Source organism: Solibacillus sp. FSL W7-1324 (assembly GCF_038008025.1).
Classification (GTDB): domain Bacteria; phylum Bacillota; class Bacilli; order Bacillales_A; family Planococcaceae; genus Solibacillus.
This window is the reverse complement of sequence record NZ_JBBOYH010000001.1, coordinates 3,508,212-3,525,000: the sequence shown is the minus strand read 5'-3', so window position 1 is coordinate 3,525,000 and position 16,789 is coordinate 3,508,212. Positions and strand designations below refer to the sequence as shown.

Annotated in this window: 11 protein-coding genes, 6 tRNA genes, 2 rRNA genes and 1 pseudogene; 19 read left to right on the top strand and 1 reads right to left on the bottom strand. The window is 41.0% G+C overall.

The features are described from left to right. Positions 1–183 precede the first annotated feature (183 nt). The 19 genes and pseudogenes from MKY71_RS17605 to MKY71_RS17515 all read left to right on the top strand — a co-directional run. Positions 184–3,112 (top strand): 23S ribosomal RNA (locus MKY71_RS17605). An 87-nt stretch (positions 3,113–3,199) separates the two neighbouring features. After that, positions 3,200–3,315 (top strand): 5S ribosomal RNA (rrf, locus tag MKY71_RS17600). Positions 3,316–3,563: 248 nt separating this feature from the next. Next, positions 3,564–4,196: a FusB/FusC family EF-G-binding protein gene (locus MKY71_RS17595; protein WP_339174331.1), complete on the top strand. Its 633-nt coding sequence runs from the start codon at positions 3,564–3,566 to the stop codon at positions 4,194–4,196. Positions 4,197–4,295: 99 nt separating this feature from the next. After that, entirely contained in the window at positions 4,296–5,582 is a 1,287-nt protein-coding gene (locus MKY71_RS17590; protein ID WP_339174329.1) for an alpha/beta hydrolase, read from the top strand. A 163-nt stretch (positions 5,583–5,745) separates the two neighbouring features. Then, positions 5,746–5,821 (top strand) — tRNA-Asn (locus MKY71_RS17585). A gap of 128 nt (positions 5,822–5,949) precedes the next feature. Then, positions 5,950–6,024 (top strand) — tRNA-Glu (locus MKY71_RS17580). A 45-nt stretch (positions 6,025–6,069) separates the two neighbouring features. Then, positions 6,070–6,145: transfer RNA gene (locus MKY71_RS17575), tRNA-Val, on the top strand. A gap of 30 nt (positions 6,146–6,175) precedes the next feature. Next, positions 6,176–6,259, top strand: a tRNA-Tyr gene (locus tag MKY71_RS17570). A 13-nt stretch (positions 6,260–6,272) separates the two neighbouring features. Next, positions 6,273–6,347 (top strand) — tRNA-Gln (locus tag MKY71_RS17565). Between the two features lie 17 nt (positions 6,348–6,364). Next, a tRNA-Lys gene (locus MKY71_RS17560) sits at positions 6,365–6,437 on the top strand. A gap of 196 nt (positions 6,438–6,633) precedes the next feature. After that, a complete protein-coding gene (gene rocF / locus MKY71_RS17555) occupies positions 6,634–7,539 on the top strand; it encodes an arginase (RefSeq protein ID WP_339174326.1) in 906 nt (301 codons plus the stop codon). Positions 7,540–7,688: 149 nt separating this feature from the next. Then, positions 7,689–8,252 (top strand): RNA polymerase sigma factor SigW, encoded by a 564-nt coding sequence (gene sigW / locus MKY71_RS17550; RefSeq protein ID WP_008405972.1) that lies wholly within the window; start codon positions 7,689–7,691, stop codon positions 8,250–8,252. A 13-nt stretch (positions 8,253–8,265) separates the two neighbouring features. Further along, positions 8,266–8,880, top strand: a complete 615-nt coding sequence (locus tag MKY71_RS17545) for a zf-HC2 domain-containing protein (RefSeq protein WP_339174322.1) — start codon at positions 8,266–8,268, stop codon at positions 8,878–8,880. A 208-nt stretch (positions 8,881–9,088) separates the two neighbouring features. After that, positions 9,089–9,925, top strand: a complete 837-nt coding sequence (cdaA, locus tag MKY71_RS17540; protein WP_339174321.1) for a diadenylate cyclase CdaA — start codon at positions 9,089–9,091, stop codon at positions 9,923–9,925. Continuing rightward, positions 9,918–10,934, top strand: a complete 1,017-nt coding sequence (locus tag MKY71_RS17535; protein ID WP_339174320.1) for a CdaR family protein — start codon at positions 9,918–9,920, stop codon at positions 10,932–10,934. Before cdaA ends, MKY71_RS17535 begins: the two co-directional genes overlap by 8 nt. A gap of 83 nt (positions 10,935–11,017) precedes the next feature. Beyond that, the gene (gene glmM, locus MKY71_RS17530; protein WP_339196529.1) at positions 11,018–12,370 is read left to right on the top strand and encodes a phosphoglucosamine mutase; all 1,353 of its coding nucleotides are present in this window, start codon (positions 11,018–11,020) and stop codon (positions 12,368–12,370) included. Positions 12,371–12,785: 415 nt separating this feature from the next. Further along, positions 12,786–13,310 (top strand): type 1 glutamine amidotransferase domain-containing protein, encoded by a 525-nt coding sequence (locus MKY71_RS17525; RefSeq protein WP_339174314.1) that lies wholly within the window; start codon positions 12,786–12,788, stop codon positions 13,308–13,310. Positions 13,311–14,010: 700 nt separating this feature from the next. Further along, positions 14,011–15,810: a glutamine--fructose-6-phosphate transaminase (isomerizing) gene (gene glmS / locus MKY71_RS17520; protein ID WP_339174312.1), complete on the top strand. Its 1,800-nt coding sequence runs from the start codon at positions 14,011–14,013 to the stop codon at positions 15,808–15,810. A gap of 218 nt (positions 15,811–16,028) precedes the next feature. Beyond that, a pseudogene (locus MKY71_RS17515) lies at positions 16,029–16,211 on the top strand (cytidine deaminase); the annotation flags it as partial. 18 nt (positions 16,212–16,229) lie between these two features. Here MKY71_RS17515 and MKY71_RS17510 read toward each other — a convergent pair. Continuing rightward, positions 16,230–16,649, bottom strand: coding sequence for a DUF3888 domain-containing protein (locus MKY71_RS17510; protein ID WP_340716712.1), 420 nt, complete (start codon positions 16,647–16,649; stop codon positions 16,230–16,232). Positions 16,650–16,789 lie beyond the last annotated feature (140 nt).

Sequence of the window (16,789 nt, the reverse complement as noted above, 5' to 3'; positions counted from 1 at the left end):
TGCTGTTCAGTTTTGAAGGTTCATTCTTAAATGAATGAAATACTTCAAAACACTCGTTCTTTGAAAACTGGATAAAACGACATTGAAAGCAATAAATCAAATTTCTATTTTATAGATTTTTAAACAAGTCAAGCAATTGACGTGTAAACTTAAATCTTGGACTCGTTCCAAGTGTTAACTTTTGGTTAAGTTAATAAGGGCGCACGGTGGATGCCTTGGCACTAGGAGTCGATGAAGGACGGCACTAACACCGATATGCCTCGGGGAGCTGTAAGTAAGCTTTGATCCGGGGATTTCCGAATGGGGGAACCCACTATCTTTAATCGGATAGTATCTTCACGTGAATTCATAGCGTGTCGAAGACAGACGCAGAGAACTGAAACATCTAAGTACCTGCAGGAACAGAAAGAAAATTCGATTCCCTGAGTAGCGGCGAGCGAAACGGGAAGAGCCCAAACCAAAGAGCTTGCTCTTTGGGGTTGTAGGACACTCTATACGGAGTTACAAAAGAATGAACTAGACGAAGCGACTTGGAAAGGTCCGCGAAACGAGGTAAAAGCCCTGTAGTCAAAAGTTCATTCCCTCCAGAGTGGATCCTGAGTACGGCGGAACACGTGAAATTCCGTCGGAATCCGGGAGGACCATCTCCCAAGGCTAAATACTACCTAGTGACCGATAGTGAACCAGTACCGTGAGGGAAAGGTGAAAAGCACCCCGGAAGGGGAGTGAAATAGATCCTGAAACCGTGTGCCTACAAGTAGTTAGAGCCCGTTAATGGGTGATAGCGTGCCTTTTGTAGAATGAACCGGCGAGTTACGATTACGTGCGAGGTTAAGTTGAGAAGACGGAGCCGCAGCGAAAGCGAGTCTGAATAGGGCGAATTAGTACGTGGTCGTAGACCCGAAACCAGGTGATCTACCCATGTCCAGGGTGAAGGTGAGGTAACACTCACTGGAGGCCCGAACCCACGCACGTTGAAAAGTGCGGGGATGAGGTGTGGGTAGCGGAGAAATTCCAATCGAACCTGGAGATAGCTGGTTCTCTCCGAAATAGCTTTAGGGCTAGCCTCGTGATTGAGAATACCGGAGGTAGAGCACTGTTTGGACTAGGGGGGCATCTCGCTTTACCGAATTCAGACAAACTCCGAATGCCGGATATTTATACACGGGAGTCAGACTGCGAGTGATAAGATCCGTAGTCAAGAGGGAAACAGCCCAGACCACCAGCTAAGGTCCCCAAGTAATCGTTAAGTGGAAAAGGATGTGGCGTTGCTTAGACAACCAGGATGTTGGCTTAGAAGCAGCCATCATTTAAAGAGTGCGTAATAGCTCACTGGTCGAGTGACGCTGCGCCGAAAATGTATCGGGGCTAAACGATTCACCGAAGCTGTGGATGCATACTTTGAGTATGCGTGGTAGGAGAGCGTTCTAACAGCGTTGAAGTCAGACCGGAAGGACTGGTGGAGCGGTTAGAAGTGAGAATGCCGGTATGAGTAGCGAAACATGGGTGAGAATCCCATGCACCGTATGACTAAGGTTTCCTGAGGAAGGCTCGTCCGCTCAGGGTTAGTCGGGACCTAAGCCGAGGCCGATAGGCGTAGGCGATGGACAACAGGTTGATATTCCTGTACCACCTCCTCACCGTTTGAGAAATGGGGGGACGCAGTAGGATAGGGTAAGCACGCCGTTGGTTGCGCGTGTTCAAGCAGTAAGGCGTGTATGTAGGCAAATCCGCATACTTTAACGTTGAGCTGTGATGACGAGCTCGTATGAGCGAAGTTCCTGATTTCACACTGCCAAGAAAAGCCTCTATCGAGGTGAGAGGTGCCCGTACCGCAAACCGACACAGGTAGTCGAGGAGAGAATCCTAAGGTGTGCGAGAGAACTCTCGTTAAGGAACTCGGCAAAATGACCCCGTAACTTCGGGAGAAGGGGTGCTTCTTTGGGTGCATAGCCTAGAGAAGCCGCAGTGAATAGGCCCAGGCGACTGTTTAGCAAAAACACAGGTCTCTGCAAAACCGTAAGGTGACGTATAGGGGCTGACGCCTGCCCGGTGCTGGAAGGTTAAGAGGAGCGGTTAGCGCAAGCGAAGCTGTGAATTGAAGCCCCAGTAAACGGCGGCCGTAACTATAACGGTCCTAAGGTAGCGAAATTCCTTGTCGGGTAAGTTCCGACCCGCACGAAAGGCGTAACGATCTGGGCACTGTCTCAACGAGAGACTCGGTGAAATTATAGTACCTGTGAAGATGCAGGTTACCCGCGACAGGACGGAAAGACCCCGTGGAGCTTTACTGTAGCCTGATATTGAATTTTGGTACAACTTGTACAGGATAGGTAGGAGCCAGAGATCTCGGAGCGCCAGCTTCGAAGGAGGCGTCGGTGGGATACTACCCTGGTTGTATTGAACTTCTAACCCATGCCCCTTAGCGGGGTAGGAGACAGTGTCAGGCGGACAGTTTGACTGGGGCGGTCGCCTCCTAAAGAGTAACGGAGGCGCCCAAAGGTTCCCTCAGAATGGTTGGAAATCATTCGTAGAGTGTAAAGGCATAAGGGAGCTTGACTGCGAGACCTACAAGTCGAGCAGGGTCGAAAGACGGGCTTAGTGATCCGGTGGTTCCGCATGGAAGGGCCATCGCTCAACGGATAAAAGCTACCCCGGGGATAACAGGCTTATCTCCCCCAAGAGTCCACATCGACGGGGAGGTTTGGCACCTCGATGTCGGCTCATCGCATCCTGGGGCTGTAGTCGGTCCCAAGGGTTGGGCTGTTCGCCCATTAAAGCGGTACGCGAGCTGGGTTCAGAACGTCGTGAGACAGTTCGGTCCCTATCCGTCGTGGGCGTAGGAAATTTGAGAGGAGCTGTCCTTAGTACGAGAGGACCGGGATGGACATACCGCTGGTGTACCAGTTGTCTTGCCAAAGGCATCGCTGGGTAGCTATGTATGGACGGGATAAGTGCTGAAAGCATCTAAGCATGAAGCCCCCCTCAAGATGAGATTTCCCATTACGCAAGTAAGTAAGACCCCTGAAAGACGATCAGGTAGATAGGTTCGAGGTGGAAGTGCGGTGACGCATGCAGCTGACGAATACTAATCGGTCGAGGACTTAACCACATTTTATTGCACAAACTCAATGAAACGTTTATCCAGTTTTGAAAGAATGAAAATTCTTTTACATAGGCTTTTTAAAGCCCACTATAGTGAAGTGATGATGGCAAAGAGGTCACACCCGTTCCCATACCGAACACGGAAGTTAAGCTCTTTAGCGCCGATGGTAGTTGGGGGCTTCCCCCTGTGAGAGTAGGACGTCGCTTCGCTCAAAAAGTCGCTGCTGATTTAGTCAGTAGTGGCTTTTTTATATTATTGAAAATTGTATAGGTTACTATAGAATATAAAGAGTAAACCAAAGATCGTGTCTTAACGGACTACTTTCTTTGGTTTTTCTATTATTAAAGTGTTTTACCTGTCTAAATAAGGTAGCTTAAGTAGTTGACCATTAAAGCAGAAAGAAATACGATTATTAAATGTAAAAAGTTTTACAAGGCATAACAGTGGAGGAAGTAACATGACAGCACCATTTTTAATGGTAGTGGACCTACGATTAATCGAACAGCAAGTAAATAAAATACTGCAGGCAAAGTTAGCATCAAATGATAAGAAAATTGTTTCAGCTGTAAGAGAGCTGGCAATTGCAGAGCTAAGAGAAAAACTGACACATGTAAATGAAGATATTATTAAAGAAGTAGAAACAGTTGAGGATACTATCGGGGCAGAACTATTTTTCCAAAGCTTAAAGTCATATACTATTCCGTTTAAACCGATTTCCGAGCAAGGTTTGCAAAAGCTTTTTAAAAAAGATAAGAAGCTGAAGCTGCCTAGACTAGAAATGATTGATTGGCAAACAATCAGCTATCTGTCATGGGTTGATAAAGGGACGAATCGCCAATACATTGTACTGGAAAAGGAAGGCGATTATACAGCATTACGTGGAGTTGTTGATGCTCACAATCCTATTAAAGGTGTTTGTTCGATTTGTAACCAGCATAGTGCAGTCCATTTGTTTACAGCTACAGTAAAGGGCAATGGGGATAACTATACATCTTACAGCAATTACATATGTGATGATTCACAATTATGTAATCAAAAGGTCAGTGATTATGAAAAACTTCAGGAATTTGTTGACCGTAATTTAATTTAATCTATTGGAAAAGTCATCGTCATTTGATGGCTTTTTATTTTGAAACTTTTTCCTATTCTAACCGTAAAGGAAGTAAAGAATGAAGTGGGAGGAAGAGTCATGCGAAAAATTGCTTATAGTTTAGCTGTTGTGTTATTGCTGTCAGCTTGTAATGGTGAAGATACGGATAAGTCAACGGCAGAAGAACAAACAAAGCAGGAGGTTGTGCATATGGAACAAGCGTTATTAGGAAAGTGGCAAGGAATGATTGAGATTCCGCAGTCGCCTCTTGAAATTATACTAAATTTGGAAGAGTCGAGTGGGAGTATTTCCGTACCTGCACAAGGACTGAGTGACTTTGCATTTGAATCAATTAAATATAACAAGTCGGATGTAGCCATCACCATTAATTTAGCCGGATCTCTCGTTAAAATTGACGGGAAGCTAAATAACGAAACAATAGAAGGAACGTTCACACAAAATGGACAGTCCTTTCCAATTACGTTAAAGCCTTATACAGAGACACCAGTTACGTATGATGAGCTATCGATTCCAGTTTCCGGCGGACAGCTTAAAGCCGCGTTGGAAATGCCTGATAAAGCTACGGGCGAGCTTGTTATTATCCATGCAGGGTCTGGACCTACTAATAAAGACGGTAATACAATTGGAGCTGGTTCGAACAATAGTTTAAAGATGATTGCAGAAGGGTTAGCGGAGAAAGGAATTGCTTCTATTCGGTTCGATAAGCGTGGAGTCGGTGAGAATACGGCATTAGTTAAAAAAGAAGAAGATTTAACGTTTGATGTCTATGTCGAGGATGTTAAATCTATTGTAGATTACGCAAAAAAGGATGACCGATTTAATGAAATTCATTTATTAGGTCACAGTGAAGGTGCATTAATAATGACCATTGCTGCCCAGCAAAACGATGTAGCTTCTCTCATTTCGGTAGCAGGTATTGGTAGACCTGCTGATGAAGTTTTAATGGAGCAGTTATCAGCAAGCTTACCTCAGAACTTATTGTCGGAATCGGAAAAAATACTGCAGCAATTAAAAGCGGGTAATGAGATGAAAACAGTGTCACCACAGCTCCAATCATTATTTAGACCATCTGTTCAACCATATATGATTTCATGGCTTAAATACGATCCCCAGCATGAAATTAGTAATGTTAACGTTCCGATAATCATCCTTCAAGGTAAAAAAGATATTCAAGTAACCGAAGAAGATGCGAAAAATTTACATGCAGCAAATAATGATGCGACAATACACTACTTCGATAAGATGAATCATGTATTAAAGGATGTAGAAGGCGACCGAGAACAAAATCTTGCGAGCTATTACAATCCTGACTTACCGCTAACAAAGGGATTGATCGAAGAAATTACTGATTTTATAAAACAGTAAAAGGGAAAGAAGTATTCATTATAAGTGGCTCTTCCCAGGGAGGAAGAGCCTAATAAATAAAATGTTCAAATTATTTCAAAAAACTACTTGTATAAATTTAAAACGTTGCTATAATAATAAATGTACGAAAGATGGCTTGTACATCAATGTATAATAGTAGCGTTCCGAAGTAGCTCAGTTGGTAGAGCATCCGGCTGTTAACCGGCAGGTCGCAGGTTCGAGTCCTGCCTTCGGAGCCATTTTTTTTGCCTTTTTACTATTAAAAATAAATAATAAAACTTTTTTAAAAAAGTTTTAAAAAAGGCTTGCACTAGATAAAAATTGATGATATTATAAATCTTGTCTTAAAGAGAACATCTTATAAAACGGCCCGTTGGTCAAGTGGTTAAGACACCGCCCTTTCACGGCGGTAACACGGGTTCGAATCCCGTACGGGTCACCATTTAAGGCTTCATAAAAAAATAAAGCAGTAACACTTGTTATGTATGGAGGATTAGCTCAGCTGGGAGAGCACCTGCCTTACAAGCAGGGGGTCGGCGGTTCGAGCCCGTCATCCTCCACCATTCAACTTTAACAGTGTTGCATCATTTGTCGGAGGGGTAGCGAAGTGGCTAAACGCGGCGGACTGTAAATCCGCTCCTTAGGGTTCGGCGGTTCGAATCCGTCCCCCTCCACCATCTATAAAATGTTTGGGGTATAGCCAAGCGGTAAGGCAACGGATTTTGATTCCGTCATGCCCTGGTTCGAATCCAGGTACCCCAGCCATTTTTTTTATTTTTTATGAGCCATTAGCTCAGTTGGTAGAGCATCTGACTTTTAATCAGAGGGTCGAAGGTTCGAGTCCTTCATGGCTCACTTTTATTTTATAAACTTAGAAGTGTACTTAAATATCAAATAACAATCCTTTACTTAATTATAAGTAAAGGATTTTTTGCGTTTATAGAGGAAAAATCGTTTAGTTACTCGAAATTCTATAGAAGGGTGAGCGGAGAATAGAATAGATTAGAACAGAAAAGAAAGAACAAATGACAACATGATAGGGGATGCAGAAATGATGAATCAGAAAATTTCAATCGTAGGGGTACCATGTGATTACGGACAACAACGCCGAGGGGTAGACATGGGACCTAGTGCCATCCGTTATGCGGGCGTACAGCAGCGATTGGCCGATCTTGGCTATGAAGTTGAAGATGAAGGGAATATTCAAGTTATAGAGGGGGATGCAGCTGCAACGAAAGATGAAAAGCTGCTTAATCTGGATGAGGTAATCAAGGTAAATACAGCACTTGCCGAAAAAGTATATAACGTTGTAAAAAAGGATTACATACCGCTTGTATTGGGGGGCGATCATAGTATTGCAATTGGTACATTGGCTGGCCTATCGATGAAATATAAAAATCTGGGTGTCATCTGGTTTGATGCACATGCAGATTTAAATACACCGGAAACAACGCCTTCAGGAAATATTCATGGGATGCCATTAGCAACAAGTATCGGGCTAGGACATGAAAGGCTAACTTCGATTTTACATGCTGAACCTAAAATTAAAGCAGAAAACATTGTTATAATTGGCGGACGTTCTATCGATGAAGGGGAACGGGAGCTAATTAAAACACGAGGGATTAAAATATATACAATGCATGAAATCGATCGTCTAGGAATGACATATGTAATGGAAGAAACACTGAAACATTTTAAGCAGTTGAAAATTGATGGTCTTCATTTATCGCTTGATTTGGATGCGTTAGATCCATTATATACTCCTGGTGTAGGGACACCTGTAGCAGGGGGAATTACTTACCGGGAAAGTCATTTAGCGATGGAAATGATACAGGAATCCGGGTTAATGACATCAGCGGAGTTTGTAGAAGTGAATCCCATATTAGATGAGCGAAATAAAACAGCAGAGTTGGCGGTTGCGTTAATCGGCTCTTTATTTGGCGAAACTTTAGTATGATTATTACGAAAAAATTCGATTGGTCGTTATGAAGTTTGTTATAATAAAGGCACATATTTATGGGTGGAAAAAATTTTTAAAGAAAATGAAACCTTTTAATAAGCAATCCGTATATATAGAACAGCTGAAAAGGTGGAGAGGAAAGACAAATGGATGCGTTAGTTAATAAAAGAATAAAGCAAGTGCTTAAAGGTGATCAAAACGCATATGCCGACATCGTTAACCTCTACCAGCACAAGCTGTATCAAGTGTGCTATCGAATGCTTGGAAATAAACAGGAAGCAGAAGATATCGCACAGGAGGCATTCATACGTGCCTATATTAATTTACATTCGTATGATCAAAATCGAAAATTTTCAACATGGCTTTACCGAATCGGAACAAATCTTTGTATTGACCGGATTCGTAAAAAGAAGCCCGATTATTATTTAGATGCGGAAGTAGCAGGAACAGAAGGATTGGATATGTATTCTCAGATTGCCGCAGATGAGCAGTTGCCCGAAGAGGCCGTTGAGCAGATGGAGCTTCAGGATAGAATACAATATGAAATCAGCCGTCTTCCCGATAAATATCGATCGGTCATTGTATTAAAATATATAGAAGAGCTGTCCCTTCAGGAAATAAGTGAAATTTTAGATATGCCTTTAGGAACAGTTAAAACACGTATTCACCGTGGCCGTGAAGCGTTAAGAAAGCAGTTAAACAATTTGTAGGAGGAAGATACGCATGAAAACGTGTGCATCAGAATTCGTGGATTATATGCACGAATATTTAGATGGTGATATTAGTCGTGAGCATGAACAAATATTGAAGCAGCATTTGCAAACATGCCCTGATTGCCAACAACATATGCATGAATTAAGTGACACGGTTGCGTTTATCAAGAGTGCAGCACATATTACTGCCCCTCCGCGCTTTGAGGATCAAGTGATAAGTCGTTTACCGAAACGCAAAAGTTCTGCCGGCATTAAACGTTGGTTCCGTCAGCATCCTGTACTTATGGCTGCAGCAGTATTCTTTTTATGTATGAGTGCCACATTGTTAGGCAGTTTCCCGAATGATGATCAATTCTCCGTGACGAAACAGCCTAATTTAGTTATTGAAGGACAAACGGTAACAGTGCCGGTCGGTGAAGTTGTTAAAGGTGACATCGTCGTGAAAAATGGAGATATTATTGTCGAAGGAGAAGTGGACGGCAATATTACAGTGATCAACGGCAATTACATGGCATCTACGGCGGTTGTTACAGGGCAGGTAGAGGAAATCGATGAAATGTTCGAATGGCTCTGGTACAAAATTAAAGACGGCTTCAATAGAGCAATCGCTGTTTTTAATAAGTAATAACTTTGAACAATCAGCACGATCATTACAACAAAAAATAATATTTTCTAAATAAATCGGAACTTTTCTTAAAAAAAATCCGTTCTAGAATAGAAAGAAAAGTCTACTCTTTCGGGTAGACTTTTTTCTGTTAGGAAAGTTAATCACTGACAGAATTGTGCTATACTAAAACCAAGATGGAATAGCAAGTAAAGGTGGGGGATGCCACATGCAAATAATTGAGCAATTTACAGACATTGCTGCTGTAGATATGATTTTTAAAGTACTGGACGTACTGCTTGTATGGTACGTAGTTTATAAAGCATTGACCCTCATTAGAGGAACGAAAGCCGTTCAATTATTGAAAGGGTTATTAATTGTTGTGTTAGCAAAATTTGCTACCTACGTTTTCGGTTTAGACACCCTTGATTGGTTATTGCAAGAAGTAATTGATTGGGGTTTCTTAGCAATTATTATTATATTCCAGCCGGAAATTCGTCGAGCCCTTGAGCAAATCGGACGAGGTAAGATTTTCCAGCGGACGAATAACCAGCAGGAAGATGAACAGACACGCTTAGTCGAAGCGATGAAAAAATCTGTAAGTTATATGGCAAAGCGTCGAATTGGAGCACTTATTTCAATTGAAAAAGATACAGGATTAAATGAATATGTGGAAACAGGTATCAAGATGGATGCCGCGATTTCTTCTGAATTAATGATTAATATTTTCATCCCTAATACACCGTTACATGACGGGGCCGTAATTATACAGAAAAACCAGATAGCCGCTTCGGCATGTTACTTGCCATTGTCAGAAAGTGCATTTATTTCCAAAGAACTTGGTACACGTCACCGGGCAGCACTTGGGTTAAGTGAAGTAACAGATGCAATTACAATTGTTGTATCCGAAGAAACAGGTGCGATTAGTATTACTGCTAATGGTAATTTACACCGTAATCTCAATATTACAGAATTTGAAGAATTACTGCGTAAACTATGGTTTGGTCCTGAACAAGATTCTAACTTAGCATCTAAGTGGACTTGGGGAGGGAAAAAGAATGGATAAAATATTTGATAGCTCATGGATGCTCCGTTTAACCGCTTTGTTTTTAGCGGTGGCACTATTCCTGTATATTCAAACAGAAGAAAAACGTGAAACGGACTCGAGCACATCCAATGAAACAGATGTCATCACAAATGTGCCATTGGAAGTGTATTATGATTCTGATAATTTATTTGTTACAGGTCTCCCTGAAACGGTCGATGTGAAAATTTCAGGGCCGAAACAAATCGTAATGAAAACAAAGCTTGAAAAGGATTTCAAACTTTTTGTCGATTTAAACTCATTGTTAATTGGTGAACATAGCGTTACAATACATCAAGAAAACTTCTCGGAAAAACTGGATGTATCAATTGAGCCTAGAATAATTAATGTAACCATTGAAGAAAAGGTTACTGAACAGTTTCGCGTTGAGCCGGAAATGAATAACCGCCTTTTAGCCGAAAACTTCGTACTGGACGAGATGACGGCAGAACCGTCAAAAGTGGCAGTAACAGGAGCGAAAAGCGTCATTGATAGCATAAGTTATGTAAAGGCGACGGTTTCTGGTGAGAAAGATTTAAATAAAACATTTGAGCAGGAAGCGGCTGTAAAGGTGCTAGACCGCGACCTGAATAAGCTGGATGTCAGCATTAATCCGGATAAGGTCAATGTAAAAGTAGAAATTAATGAATATAGTAAAGAAGTCCCGATTAAGATAAACGAAATTGGGGAACCAGTAGAAGGGCTTACAATTGACAGTTTATCCCCGGAAAAATCTAACATAACGGTATATGGTTCAAAATCTGTAGTGGATTCATTAAAAGAAGTTGTCGTAGACGTTGATGTTTCAAAAATAAAAAAATCCGGTTCCCACGAGTTTAAAATTGAGCTTCCAACAGGGACTACCAAGTTATCACAAGAGAAGCTTAAGGTAAACGCAACTGTGAGTGGAGAGCCAATTCGTGATCAGGGAAAAGATAGTGAAGCAGAAAAAGATGCAGATTCTAATAATGAAGGTACAGATGGCAACTAACTATCAATAAACAAAGCAATCCACTTTAGGTGGTAAATTTAAAAACGTATGGTATTTCAAGCGTTGAAGGAGAGAAAAAGTAAATGGGTAAATATTTCGGAACAGATGGCGTTCGCGGTGTCGCAAATAGTGAACTAACACCAGAGTTGGCATTTAAACTAGGCCGTATTGGCGGCTATGTGCTGACGAAGGATGCTAAAGATCGCCCGAAAGTATTAATTGGACGCGATACACGTATTTCTGGGGAAATGTTGGAAGGTGCACTTGTTGCAGGCCTTCTTTCAATTGGAGCAGAAGTTATGCGTTTAGGTGTAATTAGTACACCAGGTGTTGCGTATCTTACACGTGTCATGAACGCTGAAGCAGGTGTTATGATTTCAGCATCTCATAATCCTGTTGCAGATAATGGCATTAAATTTTTCGGTCCAGACGGCTTTAAATTAACAGACGCACAAGAAGAAGAGATTGAACGTATTCTTGATGCAGAAGAAGATACATTACCACGTCCAGTAGGTGCTGCTGTTGGTTCAGTAACAGACTACTTTGAAGGTGGACAAAAATATATTTCATACTTAAAACAAACAGTTGAAGAAGATTTTGAAGGATTACATGTGGCATTAGACTGTGCGCATGGTGCGACTTCTTCTTTAGCAACTCATTTATTTGCAGATTTAGAAGCAGATATTTCAACGATGGGTGCTTCTCCGGATGGACTGAACATCAATGAAGGTGTCGGCTCAACACATCCTGAAAAGTTAGCTGCATTCGTTGCGGAGCGCGGCGCAGACGTTGGTTTAGCATTTGATGGAGATGGAGACCGCTTAATCGCTGTAGATGAGAACGGTACAATTGTTGACGGTGACCAAATTATGTTCATCATCGGAAAATATCTAAATGCAAAAGGCCGCTTAAATAAAGGCACGATCGTATCTACAGTTATGAGTAACATGGGCTTCTACAAAGCGCTTGAAGACAATGAAATGACAAGTGTTAAAACAGCAGTCGGAGATCGCTATGTTGTAGAAGAAATGCGTGCAAATGACTATAACTTAGGTGGCGAACAATCGGGCCACATTGTATTTTTAGATTACAATACAACAGGAGATGGCTTGCTAACAGGTATTCAGTTAGTGAATATTATGAAAGCAACAGGCAAAAAACTTTCTGAGCTTGCAGGTGAAATGACGATTTACCCGCAAAAGCTAGTGAACGTGCGTGTAACAGATAAACATGCTGTAACACAAAATGAAAAGGTTGCCGCTGTCATCGCAGAAGTAGAAGCGGAAATGGCAGGCAATGGCCGTGTATTAGTTCGCCCTTCAGGTACAGAGCCTCTAGTGCGTGTTATGGTGGAAGCAGCTTCTGAAGAGGCTTGCGAAAACTATGTTGTGCGCATTGCAGATGTAGTTCGTACAGAAATGGGTTTAGCTGAATAAATCAAATAGACCGTACCGGAAGTGATGGAGACATTGCTTCCGGTATTTTTTAATGATGGATTTTCTAATATTCGGGTTAGAAGTTCAAATAAAACTAAAAAAGATCTAATAAAATGCTGTTCTTCTAATAAAAGCTTCCTATGTTCTAATATGTGCCATAACTTTTCAAATATCCTTATGAGAAGTTCAAATATCGGATGCAACTCGTCTAATATCGCCTCCAACTCTTCTAATAAAAAACACATAGTCAACGCTAAATGCCTTTTACCGCTTAAACCCAGTTATAAATTTTACCGTTTCAATGAATACTGAAACTGTTCTAATAAAAGAACATGACCTATTGAATTATGTTTCATGTTCAAGAATTCGGGGAAACAAAATAAAGTATCCTAATAAGACGAAGGAGTGTTTTACATTGGCTAAAATTGCAACATTAATTACTGACAAATTTGAAGATGTGGAGTTCACAAGTCCGAAACAGGCTCTAGAAGCTGCAGGGCATACAATTGTAACGATTGATAAAGAAGGCAATAAATCGGTTACAGGTAAAAATGGCGAAGCAACAGTTCAGATTGATAAAGGGGTAGCAGAGACAAGCCCTGAGGACTATGATGCGTTATTTATTCCAGGTGGTTTCTCACCGGATTTACTGCGTGATGATGAGCGCGTTGTAGCATTTGCAAAGTATTTTATGGATGAAAAGAAACCTGTCTTTGCAATTTGCCATGGACCACAGCTGCTAATTACGGCGAAGTCATTAGAGGGACGAGATGCAACAGGTTATAAATCAATCAAAGTTGACATGGAATATGCAGGGGTTAAATTCCATGATGAAGAAGTATTCGTTTGTCAAAAACAGCTTGTAACAAGCCGTACGCCGGACGATTTACCTGCATTTAACCGAGAAATTGTAAACTTATTAGAAGAAAAGGGGCTTTAATCGAGCTCTTTGCATACTATAGAAAATAGTGCATATCCCGTTTTGATGTCATGTGGAGTAAGTTTTGTAATCAGTGGGAATGATAACGTTACTGCTGTTACAGAACCTTTTCCCAAATCAAAACGGGATGTTTTTTCTTACGTGAGAAATTCACATATGTTAGAAACAGCCGCACTACTTCAAGAAAAAACTTTCTGTGAAGCGCTTTCAGTGATAGCGTAGGATTGACGGTGAAATTGTTTATGTGTATGATGTAAATGCTCAGCAAAAGGAAAATCGTTGAGCTGCGCAAAAGGGGAGAAAATCGCGCATACAAAATCGGAAAACAATAATAGCGCCAGAACTAAGGAAATCGAGCGGACGCAATCCTTAGTTGACGAGGTGGAGGTTTATCGAAATTTCGGCGGATGCCTCCCGATCGCACATGCCCGGTTGTAACTTTCGTTTTAAAACAGAGAAGTGATTCTCTGGACAGAAAAGCGAAACGGCATACAATTAAAAATAATATTCAGCTACATCACCTTTTTTAAAAAGAGCAGGAATGTTACCGGTGTGTGCAAGCTTTGCTAAACGAGAGCAAACAGCACCATTGCGTTCACTTTCCTAAAGCGCACTAGGCGAAAAAAGGCAGATTTCGTAGTCTGCTTTTGTGTTGCCGAAATGTGCTTCGATGTAGCGATTACATTGGAGGAAACGGATTATGTGTGGAATTGTAGGATATAACGGCGTATTGGACGCTAAAGAGATTTTATTAAAAGGTTTAGAGAAACTAGAGTACCGTGGCTATGATTCTGCAGGAATCGCTGTACACAATGAAGAAGGCGTAACAGTATTCAAAGAAAAAGGCCGTATTGCGGATTTACGTAAAGCAGTAGATGGCGATGTGGAAGCAGCTGTAGGGATTGGCCATACACGTTGGGCAACTCACGGAGTACCAAACCGCTTAAATGCCCACCCTCATACAAGTGCTTCAGGCCGATATACGCTTGTACACAACGGGGTTATCGAAAACTATCATTTATTACAAAAAGCTTATCTTAAAGGAATTAAGATGAACTCTGATACAGATACAGAAGTGATCGTACAGTTAATCGATTTATTTGCAAAAGAGGGCTTATCTACGTTAGAAGCATTCCGTAAAACATTATCGTTATTACACGGTTCTTACGCATTAGCACTTTTAGATAATGAAGATGTGGAAACGATTTACGTAGCGAAAAACAAATCACCTTTATTAGTAGGTGTAGGTGAAGACTTCAACGTGATCGCTTCAGACGCAATGGCGATGCTGCAAGTAACTGACCAGTTTATCGAATTGCACGATAAAGAAGTTGTAATCGTTCGTAAGGATAAAGTTGAAATCACAACATTAAACGGCCGCGTTGTTGAGCGTGCACCATATACAGCACAATTGGATGCTTCTGATATCGAAAAGGGAACATACCCTCACTATATGTTAAAAGAAATGGATGAGCAGCCTACTGTTATCCGTAAAATCATTCAAGCATATGAACAAGGTGAAGATGTTACAGTTGATAAAGATATTTTAAAAGCATTGGCAGAAGCGGACCGTCTATATATTATTGCGGCAGGTACGAGTTACCATGCCGGCTTGATCGGGAAACAGTATTTCGAGAAAATCGCTGGTATTCCAGTAGAAGTACACATTTCAAGCGAGTTTGGCTATAATATGCCGTTGCTATCGAAAAAGCCATTATTTATTTTCATTTCACAATCAGGGGAAACAGCAGATAGCCGTCAAGTATTAGTAAAAATCAAAGAGCTTGGCTACAAAGCGTTAACTGTAACGAACGTACAAGGCTCAACACTTTCTCGTGAAGCGGATTACACATTATTATTGCATGCGGGTCCGGAAATTGCTGTAGCATCTACAAAAGCGTATGTTGCACAAGTAGCTGTTTTAGCAGTAGCTGCCTATGCCGTTGCAAAAGAGTTAGGAATGGAACTGGACTTTGATTTAAAACAGGAGCTGGCAATCGTTGCAAACGGTATCCAGACAATTATCGACTCTAAAGAGGAAATGGAGCAGATTGCCGAAGATTATTTAAAAATCGCGCGCAATGCATTCTTTATCGGTCGTAATATGGACTTCTGTGTATCATTGGAAGGTGCATTAAAGCTTAAGGAAATCTCATACATTCAGGCAGAAGGTTTTGCCGGTGGTGAGTTAAAACACGGTACAATTGCATTAATTGAAGAAGGAACACCAGTCTTCGCTTTAGCAACACAAAAAGGTGTGGCACTTAACATTCGCGGTAACGTAAAGGAAGTCGTAGCGCGCGGTGCCAATGCATGTATTATTGCAATGGAAGGCATGGAAGAAGAGGGCGACCGTTTAGTTATCCCTTCAGTACATGAGCTATTAACACCACTTGTATCTGTTGTACCATTACAATTAATCAGCTACTATGCTGCACTTCACCGTCGTTGTGATGTTGATAAACCTCGTAACCTTGCAAAATCAGTTACGGTTGAATAGGATTTAATATAAAAACCGTTCGCTGTTGAAAGACAAAAAAGTCGGGAACTAGACAAAAAAGTCGGGAACTGGACAAAAAAGTCGGGAACTGAACAAAAAAGTTGGGAACTGATATATTCAATAAGAAAATTTAATCTAAAGCACGACCCAGGTTTTTATGGGGTCGTGCTCTTTTATGTTTATCTGTATTTACAGATAATTAAAGGGGGTTGACACCATTAAAGGTGCTTACGCCTTGTGGAGTCTGTCAAGAACGGTTGTTTTACTGGGATTTCCAAGTGAAATGTGCCATTTCAAATGATACATAAGCAATCATTTTTAAAACATTAAACGAACTACAACCTTACCATTGGACAGATACATATTACGAAGAAATGACTGAACAGTGGCAAAAAATATAGTTCCCAAACATCGCTTGGTTAAGCAGGAATTCTGCATTCAGTTTTTTCATTCGAATCAAATTTTCTTACGTTATAGTCCTGAAGAGACCACTTGCCTAAGGTTGACTCATCTTTTTTTACTGTTACCGTAAAAATATCAAGTGGATTATGTGTTCCTGTATAGGTCAATCCGTCTAACTTAACTTCGAATAACCAAGAACCTGAATGATCTAGCTTTTTAATTTCTACTACTCTTAAGCACATGAAACCAATTTCATTGGTAGTTCCATAGTGTTTTTCAACCGCTGAATACATTTGAGGTTGTAGTAAGTCAATAACTGCATCTTCCATTATATTTTCTCTAGTAGGAGGTGTACTGGTTGGTAAATTTTCTTGGGCTTGGATGTCCATTATAAGTATAAGCATTGTTAAAGGCACAAGTAGAAATAATTTTCTCATAACTCATTCATCCTTCACTTTTCTTGTTATCTTTCACTAAAGGAGAATAACTAATACAAAATTTTTTTATATTTAGTACGACCTTAATGGCTTTTACTTAATTAAATTCCCAAACGACGCTTTGGGTGCATTATGGAATT

Bases quoted from the DNA above. Each gene is read 5' to 3' on its own strand.
- MKY71_RS17545 (WP_339174322.1), top strand. From the start codon at position 8,266: ATGAAAACGTGTGCATCAGAATTCGTGGATTATATGCACGAATATTTA.
- glmS (WP_339174312.1), top strand. From the start codon at position 14,011: ATGTGTGGAATTGTAGGATATAACGGCGTATTGGACGCTAAAGAGATT.
- cdaA (WP_339174321.1), top strand. From the start codon at position 9,089: ATGCAAATAATTGAGCAATTTACAGACATTGCTGCTGTAGATATGATT.
- MKY71_RS17590 (WP_339174329.1), top strand. From the start codon at position 4,296: ATGCGAAAAATTGCTTATAGTTTAGCTGTTGTGTTATTGCTGTCAGCT.
- rocF (WP_339174326.1), top strand. From the start codon at position 6,634: ATGATGAATCAGAAAATTTCAATCGTAGGGGTACCATGTGATTACGGA.
- glmM (WP_339196529.1), top strand. From the start codon at position 11,018: ATGGGTAAATATTTCGGAACAGATGGCGTTCGCGGTGTCGCAAATAGT.
- MKY71_RS17595 (WP_339174331.1), top strand. From the start codon at position 3,564: ATGACAGCACCATTTTTAATGGTAGTGGACCTACGATTAATCGAACAG.
- sigW (WP_008405972.1), top strand. From the start codon at position 7,689: ATGGATGCGTTAGTTAATAAAAGAATAAAGCAAGTGCTTAAAGGTGAT.
- MKY71_RS17535 (WP_339174320.1), top strand. From the start codon at position 9,918: ATGGATAAAATATTTGATAGCTCATGGATGCTCCGTTTAACCGCTTTG.
- MKY71_RS17510 (WP_340716712.1), bottom strand. From the start codon at position 16,649: ATGAGAAAATTATTTCTACTTGTGCCTTTAACAATGCTTATACTTATA.